The 9,765-nt window shown below is 51.9% G+C and carries 16 protein-coding genes and 1 pseudogene; 14 read left to right on the forward strand and 3 right to left on the reverse strand.

The window, feature by feature from the left end:
• The coding region (locus ACSIPU_RS29460; RefSeq protein ID WP_001549973.1) for a hypothetical protein at nucleotides 1–62 on the reverse strand (62 nt) is incomplete at its 3' end.
• A 65-nt stretch (nucleotides 63–127) separates the two neighbouring features.
• Here ACSIPU_RS29460 and ACSIPU_RS29465 point away from each other — a divergent pair.
• The 7 genes and pseudogenes from ACSIPU_RS29465 to ACSIPU_RS29495 all read left to right on the forward strand — a co-directional run.
• Nucleotides 128–625 (forward strand): annotated as a pseudogene (locus ACSIPU_RS29465) (Tn3 family transposase); the annotation flags it as partial.
• A 687-nt stretch (nucleotides 626–1,312) separates the two neighbouring features.
• On the forward strand, nucleotides 1,313–1,693 hold the full coding sequence (locus tag ACSIPU_RS29470) for a hypothetical protein (protein WP_001371925.1): 381 nt from the start codon (nucleotides 1,313–1,315) through the stop codon (nucleotides 1,691–1,693).
• 57 nt (nucleotides 1,694–1,750) lie between these two features.
• Nucleotides 1,751–2,416: a hypothetical protein gene (locus ACSIPU_RS29475; protein ID WP_001447900.1), complete on the forward strand. Its 666-nt coding sequence runs from the start codon at nucleotides 1,751–1,753 to the stop codon at nucleotides 2,414–2,416.
• Nucleotides 2,417–2,475: 59 nt separating this feature from the next.
• Complete coding sequence (locus tag ACSIPU_RS29480) at nucleotides 2,476–2,931, forward strand: hypothetical protein (RefSeq protein ID WP_000916941.1); 456 nt, start codon at nucleotides 2,476–2,478, stop codon at nucleotides 2,929–2,931.
• Nucleotides 2,903–3,208 (forward strand): hypothetical protein, encoded by a 306-nt coding sequence (locus ACSIPU_RS29485; RefSeq protein ID WP_223152485.1) that lies wholly within the window; start codon nucleotides 2,903–2,905, stop codon nucleotides 3,206–3,208. Before ACSIPU_RS29480 ends, ACSIPU_RS29485 begins: the two co-directional genes overlap by 29 nt.
• Before the next feature lie 25 nt (nucleotides 3,209–3,233).
• The gene (locus ACSIPU_RS29490) at nucleotides 3,234–3,527 is read left to right on the forward strand and encodes a hypothetical protein (protein WP_001100635.1); all 294 of its coding nucleotides are present in this window, start codon (nucleotides 3,234–3,236) and stop codon (nucleotides 3,525–3,527) included.
• 177 nt (nucleotides 3,528–3,704) lie between these two features.
• The gene (locus tag ACSIPU_RS29495; RefSeq protein WP_001287391.1) at nucleotides 3,705–4,109 is read left to right on the forward strand and encodes an H-NS family histone-like protein; all 405 of its coding nucleotides are present in this window, start codon (nucleotides 3,705–3,707) and stop codon (nucleotides 4,107–4,109) included.
• A 606-nt stretch (nucleotides 4,110–4,715) separates the two neighbouring features.
• Here the strand turns inward: ACSIPU_RS29495 and ACSIPU_RS29500 are convergent.
• Together ACSIPU_RS29500 and merR are read right to left on the reverse strand one after the other, a co-directional pair.
• The gene (locus ACSIPU_RS29500) at nucleotides 4,716–5,324 is read right to left on the reverse strand and encodes an HNH endonuclease signature motif containing protein (protein ID WP_000289256.1); all 609 of its coding nucleotides are present in this window, start codon (nucleotides 5,322–5,324) and stop codon (nucleotides 4,716–4,718) included.
• Nucleotides 5,325–5,389: 65 nt separating this feature from the next.
• Nucleotides 5,390–5,845 (reverse strand): Hg(II)-responsive transcriptional regulator, encoded by a 456-nt coding sequence (gene merR / locus ACSIPU_RS29505; protein ID WP_001166628.1) that lies wholly within the window; start codon nucleotides 5,843–5,845, stop codon nucleotides 5,390–5,392.
• 71 nt (nucleotides 5,846–5,916) lie between these two features.
• Between merR and merT the strand changes: the two genes are divergently transcribed.
• From merT to ACSIPU_RS29540, 7 genes are all read left to right on the forward strand, one after another.
• Entirely contained in the window at nucleotides 5,917–6,282 is a 366-nt protein-coding gene (merT, locus tag ACSIPU_RS29510; protein WP_001294656.1) for a mercuric ion transporter MerT, read from the forward strand.
• Nucleotides 6,283–6,297: 15 nt separating this feature from the next.
• Nucleotides 6,298–6,573: a mercury resistance system periplasmic binding protein MerP gene (gene merP, locus ACSIPU_RS29515; protein WP_000732275.1), complete on the forward strand. Its 276-nt coding sequence runs from the start codon at nucleotides 6,298–6,300 to the stop codon at nucleotides 6,571–6,573.
• Nucleotides 6,574–6,600: 27 nt separating this feature from the next.
• Complete coding sequence (gene merC, locus ACSIPU_RS29520; protein WP_000522996.1) at nucleotides 6,601–7,026, forward strand: organomercurial transporter MerC; 426 nt, start codon at nucleotides 6,601–6,603, stop codon at nucleotides 7,024–7,026.
• 38 nt (nucleotides 7,027–7,064) lie between these two features.
• Nucleotides 7,065–8,750: a mercury(II) reductase gene (merA, locus tag ACSIPU_RS29525; RefSeq protein WP_000209296.1), complete on the forward strand. Its 1,686-nt coding sequence runs from the start codon at nucleotides 7,065–7,067 to the stop codon at nucleotides 8,748–8,750.
• 17 nt (nucleotides 8,751–8,767) lie between these two features.
• Nucleotides 8,768–9,133 (forward strand): mercury resistance co-regulator MerD, encoded by a 366-nt coding sequence (gene merD / locus ACSIPU_RS29530; RefSeq protein WP_001277466.1) that lies wholly within the window; start codon nucleotides 8,768–8,770, stop codon nucleotides 9,131–9,133.
• Nucleotides 9,130–9,366: a broad-spectrum mercury transporter MerE gene (merE, locus tag ACSIPU_RS29535; RefSeq protein ID WP_001087807.1), complete on the forward strand. Its 237-nt coding sequence runs from the start codon at nucleotides 9,130–9,132 to the stop codon at nucleotides 9,364–9,366. Before merD ends, merE begins: the two co-directional genes overlap by 4 nt.
• 65 nt (nucleotides 9,367–9,431) lie before the next feature.
• Complete coding sequence (locus tag ACSIPU_RS29540; RefSeq protein ID WP_000993245.1) at nucleotides 9,432–9,644, forward strand: DUF3330 domain-containing protein; 213 nt, start codon at nucleotides 9,432–9,434, stop codon at nucleotides 9,642–9,644.
• The last annotated feature ends 121 nt before the right edge of the window (nucleotides 9,645–9,765 follow it).

The following is a 9,765-nucleotide window of genomic DNA, read 5'->3' on the forward strand; positions in this document are numbered from 1 at the left end:
TACCAGCGTACGGCCCACAGAATGATGTCACGCTGAAAATGCCGGCCTTTGAATGGGTTCATGTGCAGCTCCATCAGCAAAAGGGGATGATAAGTTTATCACCACCGACTATTTGCAACAGTGCCCAGTCCACGCCTCAGAACTTGTGGGCTCGCTTTTAAAAAGTTCCCGTCCGTCAGGGCTGGCGCAGGCGATTATGGAGGTGGGACGGGTCAACAAGACGCTGTACCTCCTCAACTACATTGATGATGAAGAATATCGTCGCAGGATACTGACTCAGCTTAACCGGGGAGAAGGCCGTCACGCCGTGGCAAGGGCGATCTGTTACGGCCAACGTGGTGAGATTAGAAAACGTTACCGTGAGGGGCAGGAGGATCAACTGGGTGCGCTGGGGCTTGTCACTAACGCAGTTGTATTGTGGAACACGCTTTATATGCAGGAAGCGCTATCACATTTGCGCAGCGCTGGTGAGATCCCGGAAGACGAGCATATCTCACGCCTGTCGCCACTGATGTACGGTCATATCAACATGCTGGGACATTATACGTTCACGCTGCCGGAAAATATTCTGAAGGGAGAGTTGAGGCCATTAAATTTCAATTCAAACAATGAATTATTGCCTTAACGTGGTTTTTTACACGATTGAACCTCGAACCCCGTTTTGAGTCATTTTACACTCCATTTTGGTATGTCAGAACATTTTGATTTGAGCAAAGGTAGGACCCTCTAAAACCAATAGAATTTACGTAGAAACGCGCATAGTAAAGGCTTTACTAATTACTAATGACTAACATATTAGCACTTTCAGATCTGTCAGCAATAACCCCGGGCGGCGAAATAATGAGAAGAGTTCTTCCGGAGAGCCTTTTCTTTCTATCTGATTGATTTTTAACACTTTTAAATGTCAGCTTTATGTAAACCTGTGGGATTTACTCCTAATTAAATCCCATAGTATGAAAATTAGGCATTTGCAAACCTTAATGACGTGACGTTGTCACGTAAATCAATGGAATTTAGTCTCTAGTAAAGAGTTAACTAGTGACTAACTGCCTGATCGGTGTGCTTGAACGGTGCACTTCAGGCCGGATATAAAAATTGATGAGAGATATACAGAAAATGATGGACCGGCTTAATAAGCCAGCCTTTCTTGGGATGATTGATGATGTTGAACACGCTATAAAGCGAAAATGCCCCTTTTTAACCTATAGGTTGGGCACTATGAGTAAGATACAATCAAATCGCCAGTCAGATGGCTAATTTCATTTTGACCAAAGCGGGCTATTTCAAGCGTTATCGCTGAGACGAGGCTTCAATGACAAGTACACTTGACCCATCACACAAGCAAATTGAAATGTGGCGCAGAGCTACCGGTTCCGAAGGTGGACTCAACGAATACCGCAACTGGGTTCTGGAAAATAGTATGAGATTTACAGCATACGGTATCCATACCGTTATCGTCGAAGGTGAGGCGAAGCATATAACAGCGCTTGATGATGTTACCCTCTGTAACGAGTGGGCGAAGCTTAAAAGAGAAAACAATAGGCTTTACGCAGCAAATGAAAAAATTTGCTCTGGCTGGCGTGGTTTTGTGTTGCGTTTGTTAGGAATAACACTGTCATGCAGAAAACCGGTCATCTTACTGGGGGCAGACGCGAAGAATCAAAATGATGCCGTGAAAGGGGCTGATTTGTAATTTTCAGGCGAGCCCACCGTTCTTAGAAAGCTGTTCTATGGGTATGTAAGGAAGATAATGTTCTCTGAACGCTCAGTACACTTAATCACTTCCTGTACAAAGGGCAAGAATCATCAGGGCCACGTCTGGCCGACATTGGACATAGATCCAAAACAAACCCCGGACGACGCAGCATATGCCTGGAGTAACATTGTAGACGACGCCAGAAGTAATCAGGCGGTACCGGCATTGTCCTTGTATTCAGGTAATCACTGGTCTACGGCAAAGGAAATTTTAAACTCAACCAGAAATCTGGAGTTGTGGATAATCTCTGCCGGGATGGGGTTTTTAAATAGTCGAGATCGGGTGCCCTCTTACGAGGCGACATTTCATCAAGTACCATTCAGGCATGATCTCTGGTGGAAAGCCATCACAAAATCACTAGGAAAGCATAACCGTTGCGCAACTATAAGCCAGTTAATGCAGTCCAGTCCGAATGATGAATATTTGATTGCGGCTTCGCCTGTTTATATTTCTGCTGTCCAGAATGACATCCTGAAGGGCATTGAGAGTTTGACTCATCCTCTTACGCAACTAACGATCGTGACATCAGGGGCATATGCTGGCCCACTTGAAGAATACTTAATTAAGAGTTCTTCTAGGATGATGAAAGAGCTAGAGTGCAATATGGTGTGCCTGAATATAAAACTGGCTCAATACATACTTAAAAGTGGTAGTCGTTAGAACTAGACTGTTAATGATACAATTCTCCTGTTATTTTATTTTTATAAAAGGTCTCAAATATGCTCAAAAACAGATTTTCTTTATTGTGTCTTGCTGTGGCATCGTCACTTACTCTTACTGCTTGCGATGTAGTTGATGCTGCCTATGACGAGACTTTAAATGATAATGCACCCGAAATTGTAATAGCTGGAGGATTCAAAATTGATATCCAAGGTAATGCAGTTCCGGTTGAGGGATATGATAATTGCTCTTTGAATACTCTTCAGGGAAGCGTTGATACGGATAAATCAAATTGTATTGTTCTGGATAGAACACGTAAAAAAGTACCGGTTCTAGTTCATTTGTCATCCGGTCCCGTCAAAGAAGAATGGAAGATCGAGCACCAGGTTGAAAAAACCAAATCCGGCAAAAATTTCATCCAAACTCGTATGATTAGACCTGACGGTAACTTTGTAGTGCCTGCATCCTCAGAACGAGGGATCTTTAGTGGCAAACATTACAGTCAAGCCAGCTAAGTCAAGTCTATCCGTTCAAACAGAAAAAGGTTTCTTAAAAATGACGTTATCCGCTGCATTGCAAGGCACTTTTAAAGAGATGAGGAAAGACAATACAGTAGGCATCACAGTTCAAACTTGTTCAGATATTTTTGACAGCAATGTTCCTCCGGCTTATGTTTTCTGGCTTTATCGTCTCAAAGCGGGAGAAACTTTGCCGCGCGGAAGGTTCTTCAGAAAAAGAAAGCCAATCATCAATGTTATGGCAGTTGTTCATGATGCTGCATTCGAAAAATAACTGCGCTATCAGGAAAGTTACTTTTATGAACGTAATTGCAGCTGGAATTTTTTGCTTTATTTTTTACCCTACAGCTTTCGCTTATGCTTGTTATAAAAAGAGATGGCTAGAGTGGATTTTTCTTACTTTAATTATAATTTTTGCTTCTGCCATTTCGATTCAACAATACAATGAAGCGAATTTTGTAAGTGAGTTAAATTACCCTATGTTTATCTCCGCCATATATGGCCTGTCACTGGCATGGTTTCCTTTTCCGATTGCTTATGTTGTTCTGCGCTTCCTTCTTGATGATTTACAGCATGAGTACCCTAAACAGTGAGCAGATTTTAAGACTCATGAACAACATCGAAAGCACGAAACAGTCTGCACAAGGAAGATAAGGAGTATTCTTAGCAAGATATCTTTGTACCTGAAGACATAAAGCTGGCATCTTTTTCCTTATAGAGTGTATTATGATTAAGTAAATCCTTATCAAAGAATTAGAAAGTGAGGTCGTATGTCTGAAGCACTCAAATCGTTAAACAATATTCGTACTCTTCGCGCCCAGGGCCGCGAGCTGCCTTTAGAAGTACTTGAGGAAATCCTCGAAAAGCTTAATGTCATTGTTGATGAGCGTCGTCAGGAAGAATCATCCAAAGCTGCCGAACTGCAAGCTCGTCAGGAGAAACTTGACGCCCTGCGTAAGTTAATGGAAGAAGATGGTATCAACCCGGAAGAGCTGCTTGGCTCATTCCAGGCCAAATCTACGGCTACCAAGAAAAGCCGTGAACCACGCCCGGCCAAATACTCATTTACTGATGAAAATGGCGAAACAAAAACGTGGACTGGACAGGGCCGTACCCCCAAAGCTCTGGCAGAACAAATTGCAGCCGGTAAAAGTCTTGATGATTTCCTGATCTAACTTTTGCCACCAGTTTTGATAGAGGCCACTTCGGTGGCCTTTTCTCATACGGAATCAATTTCAGGTACAGAACATATGAAAAATTCAGAACCTAAGAGCTGTGATCCCTATGTGGACAGTTTGATTAGAAATGCAGATGCAAAGGAAGCCAGGTCATTTCTCAAAATATTGAAGCCCTTACCATTCCTTATCGTTATCATCGCTGTATTCTTTTTTTGGGTATCGTTTTCCCGTTTATTATCCCAGGTCGCGTAAAACCTTTTTAAAGACTCTTCTTTACCAGATATGCTCCCTCACCGGGATGGTTTCAACCTCTTCAGTTTCCCATATTGGCAAAACCTTCAGGAAATAAGACGATACCCTCCACGCTTTCCATTAAAGCGGGATGACGACGCCCAGTTCTTACGACCAGACTCCACGTTTTCGATTAGGATGCCTTTGGGCCCTTCTAACGAGGCCACCTCAACAACTCGCACTTTCCGGATCAGTCTTGGATCCACTTCTTCCCAGATCTGGCCAACTGTAATATCTTTTTGGGTTTGCATTTAATCTCTCGCTGTCATTTAGTGAACAAGACTAATCCTCGCCGTGGTTCAGCTTATGGCTTTATTTACGCTGACGATCCTTAGCCTTAAATTTTTGCCATCGTATCCGAAGGTTTTCGATGTTAACCGGAACCTGCATGCGTGTCGTCTCTATCTCATTCCCATGCCATTTCAGGAGATCATCATCCAACTCCCGGGCCTCCCGGCTGAAGTAAATTTTCATAGTGTCAGGGTTTATGGCGCAATGGTCATTGTCGAACAGTGTATGGATATCACGGCGAAGTAAAATTCCGTTCGTTACGTCGGGAATGCCTTCTTCATGACGTGGCGTTAAGTGCGCGGCCTCAGTACGCCAGGGGGACCTTACGCCGGTGACAACACATCGCCCGTAGCAATTCAACCTAACATCCCGGGCGAAAGGACCTTGGTCAGGACTGGTGACAGAAGTACATTCCTGGCCCTCTTTGTAGATACGCTTCGGGAAGTCGATAGTGGTTTGAGCTGTTTGGGAAAGTGACACATACGTAACCCCTTTGTATCTCTTTATCCCACCATTAAAAGTGGTAGGAATCGAGCTGGTTATGGCCACCAGTTTCACATCGCCCATTTCGACGATCTTAAGGCTCTTATTAGCGGCTACATGTAACTGGATGAATTTACCTACGTACACATCATGGTTCTCATCTTGTCTTTCAACACACAGGGGTCGTCTCAGAATTCGGAAAATAAAGCACGCTAAGGCGTAGTCACCCCGTGACTCCCCCGCGCCGATGCAGCGAGCTTCGTTCCGTCTTGCAGTGACGCAATCAGCGGGCAGGAAACGTTCCCTTTCCGCGCATGGCAGGCGCACACCAGTTCAGACAGCACGGCCTCCATGCGTGCCAAGTCGGCCATCTTCTCGCGCACATCCTTGAGCTTGTGCTCGGCCAGGCCGCTGGCTTCCTCGCAATGGGTGCCATCCTCCAGCCGCAGTAGCTCGGCGATTTCGTCCAGGCTAAAGCCCAGCCGCTGGGCCGATTTCACGAACCGCACTCGTGTTACATCCGCCTCGCCATAGCGGCGAATGCTGCCATAGGGCTTGTCTGGCTCCGGCAGCAGGCCCTTGCGCTGGTAGAACCGGATGGTCTCCACATTGACCCCGGCCGCCTTGGCAAAAACGCCAATGGTCAGATTCTCAAAATTAATTTGCATATCGCTTGACTCCGTACATAACTACGGAAGTAAGCTTAAGCTATCCAAACCAAATTTGAAAGGACAAGCGTATGTCTGAACCACAAAAGTCTGAACCACAAAACGGGCGCGGCGCGCTCTTCGCCGGTGGGCTGGCCGCCATTCTTGCGTCGGCCTGCTGCCTGGGGCCGCTGGTTTTGATCGCCTTGGGGTTCAGCGGGGCATGGATCGGCAACCTGACGGTGCTGGAACCCTATCGCCCGATCTTCATCGGCGCAGCGCTGGTCGCGCTGTTTTTCGCCTGGCGGCGCATCTACCGCCCGGCGCAAGCCTGCAAACCGGGTGAGGTCTGCGCGATTCCCCAAGTGCGAGCTACTTACAAGCTCATTTTCTGGATCGTGGCCGCGCTGGTCCTGGTCTCGCTCGGATTTCCCTACGTCATGCCATTTTTCTATTAATCACAGGAGTTCATCATGAAAAAACTGTTTGCCGCCCTCGCCCTCGCTGCCGTTGTTGCCCCCGTGTGGGCCGCCACCCAGACCGTCACGCTGTCCGTGCCTGGCATGACCTGCGCCTCTTGCCCGATCACTGTCAAGCACGCGCTTTCCAAGGTTGAGGGCGTGAGCAAGACCGACGTAAGTTTCGACAAGCGCCAGGCCGTCGTCACCTTCGACGATGCCAAGACCAACGTCCAGAAGTTGACCAAGGCGACCGAGGACGCGGGCTATCCGTCCAGCCTCAAACGCTGATCCGTTAACCGAACTCGGGAGCGACACATGGGACTCATCACGCGCATCGCTGGCAAAACCGGCGCGCTCGGCAGCGTCGTTTCCGCGATGGGCTGCGCCGCCTGTTTTCCTGCCATCGCCAGCTTTGGCGCGGCCATCGGACTGGGCTTCTTGAGCCAGTACGAGGGGCTATTCATTGGCATCCTGCTGCCGATGTTCGCCGGCATCGCGTTACTCGCCAATGCTATCGCTTGGCTCAATCATCGACAGTGGCGACGCACGGCGCTCGGCACGATAGGCCCGATCTTGGTGCTGGCAGCGGTGTTTTTAATGCGGGCTTACGGCTGGCAGAGCGGTGGACTGCTCTATGTCGGCCTGGCCTTGATGGTTGGGGTGTCGGTCTGGGATTTCATCTCGCCAGCACATCGCCGCTGCGGGCCGGACAGCTGTGAATTGCCAGAACAACGTGGCTGACGGCAACAGCCGTAGCCACCACAGAAAAGGAAAAATACATGACCACCCTGAAAATCACCGGGATGACCTGCGACTCGTGCGCGGCTCACGTCAAGGAAGCCTTGGAGAAAGTGCCCGGCGTGCAATCGGCGCTGGTGTCCTATCCGAAGGGCACAGCGCAACTCGCCATTGAGGCGGGCACGTCATCGGATGCGCTGACTACCGCCGTGGCCGGACTGGGCTACGAGGCAACGCTTGCCGATGCGCCACCGACGGACAACCGCGCCGGCCTGCTCGACAAGATGCGCGGCTGGATAGGGGCCGCTGATAAGCCCAGTGGCAACGAACGCCCGTTGCAGGTCGTCGTCATTGGTAGCGGTGGAGCCGCGATGGCGGCAGCACTGAAGGCCGTCGAGCAAGGCGCGCAGGTCACGCTGATTGAGCGCGGCACCATCGGCGGCACCTGCGTCAACGTCGGTTGTGTGCCGTCCAAGATCATGATCCGCGCCGCCCACATCGCCCATCTGCGCCGGGAAAGCCCATTCGACGGCGGCATGCCACCCACACCGCCGACGATCTTGCGCGAGCGGCTGCTGGCCCAGCAGCAGGCCCGTGTCGAAGAACTCCGTCATGCCAAGTACGAAGGCATCCTGGACGGCAATTCAGCCATCACCGTTCTGCACGGTGAAGCGCGTTTCAAGGACGACCAGAGCCTTATCGTTAGTTTGAACGAGGGTGGCGAGCGCGTCGTGATGTTCGACCGCTGCCTGGTCGCCACGGGTGCCAGCCCGGCGGTCCCGCCGATTCCGGGCTTGAAAGAGTCACCCTACTGGACTTCCACCGAGGCCCTGGCGAGCGACACCATTCCCGAACGCCTTGCCGTAATCGGCTCGTCGGTGGTGGCGCTGGAGCTGGCGCAAGCCTTTGCCCGGCTGGGCAGCAAGGTCACGGCCCTGGCGCGCAATACCTTGTTCTTCCGTGAAGACCCGGCCATCGGCGAGGCGGTGACAGCCGCTTTCCGTGCCGAGGGCATCGAGGTGCTGGAGCACACGCAAGCCAGCCAGGTCGCCCATATGGACGGTGAATTCGTGCTGACCACCACGCACGGTGAATTGCGCGCCGACAAGCTGCTGGTCGCCACCGGCCGGACACCGAACACGCGCAGCCTGGCATTGGAAGCGGCGGGGGTAGCCGTCAATGCGCAGGGGGCCATCGTCATCGACAAGGGCATGCGCACCAGTAGCCCGAACATCTACGCGGCCGGCGACTGCACCGACCAGCCGCAGTTCGTCTATGTGGCGGCAGCGGCCGGCACTCGTGCGGCGATCAACATGACTGGCGGCGATGCGGCCCTGGACCTGACCGCAATGCCGGCCGTGGTGTTCACCGACCCGCAGGTCGCCACCGTGGGCTACAGCGAGGCGGAAGCACATCACGACGGGATCGAGACCGACAGTCGCCTGCTAACACTGGATAACGTGCCGCGTGCGCTTGCCAACTTCGACACACGCGGCTTCATCAAGCTGGTCATCGAGGAAGGTAGCGGACGGCTCATCGGCGTGCAAGCGGTGGCCCCGGAAGCGGGTGAACTGATCCAGACGGCGGTGCTCGCCATTCGCAACCGTATGACCGTGCAGGAACTGGCCGACCAATTGTTCCCCTACCTGACCATGGTCGAAGGGCTGAAGCTCGCGGCGCAGACCTTCAGCAAGGACGTGAAGCAGCTTTCGTGCTGCGCCGGATGAGGAAAAGGAGGTGTTCAATGAGCGCCTACACAGTGTCCCGGCTGGCCCTTGATGCCGGGGTGAGCGTGCATATCGTGCGCGACTACCTGCTGCGCGGATTGCTACGGCCGGTCGCGTACACCACGGGCGGCTACGGCTTGTTCGATGACACCGCGTTGCAACGGCTGCGCTTTGTACGGGCTGCCTTCGAAGCGGGTATCGGCCTGGACGCACTGGCGCGGCTGTGCCGGGCGCTGGATGCTGCGGACGGTGACGGTGCGTCTGCGCAGCTTGCCGTGTTGCGGCAACTCGTCGAGCGTCGGCGCGAGGCCCTGGCCAGCCTCGAAATGCAACTGGCCGCCATGCCAACCGAACCGGCACAGCACGCGGAGAGTCTGCCATGAACAGCCCAGAGCACTTGCCGTCTGAGACGCACAAACCGATCACCGGCTACTTGTGGGGCGCGCTGGCCGTGCTCACCTGTCCCTGCCATTTGCCGATTCTCGCCATTGTGCTAGCCGGCACGACGGCCGGCGCGTTCATCGGGGAGCACTGGGGTATTGCAGCCCTCACGCTGACCGGCTTGTTTGTCCTGTCTGTGACGCGGCTGCTGCGGGCCTTCAAGGGAAGATCATGACCGCTTCCCAGCCAGCCGAGAGTGGGCAGCTTTGAGCTTCGCTACCAATCTGGAGGAGTACCACCATGAACGCAAACGCCCCGAACACTGCCAGTTGCACCACCTGCTGCGTATGCTGCAAAGAAATTCCGCTCGATGCCGCCTTCACCCCGGAAGGCGCGGAATACGTCGAACATTTCTGCGGGCTGGATTGCTATGAACGCTTCCAGGCACGCGCCAAGGCCGCGACAGAATCTGACATTGCGCCTGTCCCTGGCGGTTCGCAGCCGTCAGATTGAGGCATACCCTAACCTGATGTCAGATGCCATGTGTAAATTGCGTCAGGATAGGATTGAATTTTGAATTTATTGACATATCTCGTTGAAGGTCATAGAGTCTTCCCTGACATTTTGCAGGGAA

It is taken from the genome of Klebsiella sp. HN106 (assembly GCF_051209435.1).
In the GTDB taxonomy this organism is placed as follows: Bacteria; Pseudomonadota; Gammaproteobacteria; order Enterobacterales; family Enterobacteriaceae; genus Klebsiella; species Klebsiella oxytoca.

Coding starts and splice junctions, on each gene's coding strand:
- merP (WP_000732275.1), top strand. CDS start 6,298: ATGAAAAAACTGTTTGCCGCCCTCGCCCTCGCTGCCGTTGTTGCCCCC.
- merD (WP_001277466.1), top strand. CDS start 8,768: ATGAGCGCCTACACAGTGTCCCGGCTGGCCCTTGATGCCGGGGTGAGC.
- ACSIPU_RS29495 (WP_001287391.1), top strand. CDS start 3,705: ATGTCTGAAGCACTCAAATCGTTAAACAATATTCGTACTCTTCGCGCC.
- merR (WP_001166628.1), bottom strand. CDS start 5,845: ATGCAAATTAATTTTGAGAATCTGACCATTGGCGTTTTTGCCAAGGCG.
- merT (WP_001294656.1), top strand. CDS start 5,917: ATGTCTGAACCACAAAAGTCTGAACCACAAAACGGGCGCGGCGCGCTC.
- ACSIPU_RS29470 (WP_001371925.1), top strand. CDS start 1,313: ATGACAAGTACACTTGACCCATCACACAAGCAAATTGAAATGTGGCGC.
- ACSIPU_RS29480 (WP_000916941.1), top strand. CDS start 2,476: ATGCTCAAAAACAGATTTTCTTTATTGTGTCTTGCTGTGGCATCGTCA.
- merE (WP_001087807.1), top strand. CDS start 9,130: ATGAACAGCCCAGAGCACTTGCCGTCTGAGACGCACAAACCGATCACC.
- ACSIPU_RS29475 (WP_001447900.1), top strand. CDS start 1,751: ATGTTCTCTGAACGCTCAGTACACTTAATCACTTCCTGTACAAAGGGC.
- merC (WP_000522996.1), top strand. CDS start 6,601: ATGGGACTCATCACGCGCATCGCTGGCAAAACCGGCGCGCTCGGCAGC.
- ACSIPU_RS29540 (WP_000993245.1), top strand. CDS start 9,432: ATGAACGCAAACGCCCCGAACACTGCCAGTTGCACCACCTGCTGCGTA.
- merA (WP_000209296.1), top strand. CDS start 7,065: ATGACCACCCTGAAAATCACCGGGATGACCTGCGACTCGTGCGCGGCT.
- ACSIPU_RS29490 (WP_001100635.1), top strand. CDS start 3,234: ATGAACGTAATTGCAGCTGGAATTTTTTGCTTTATTTTTTACCCTACA.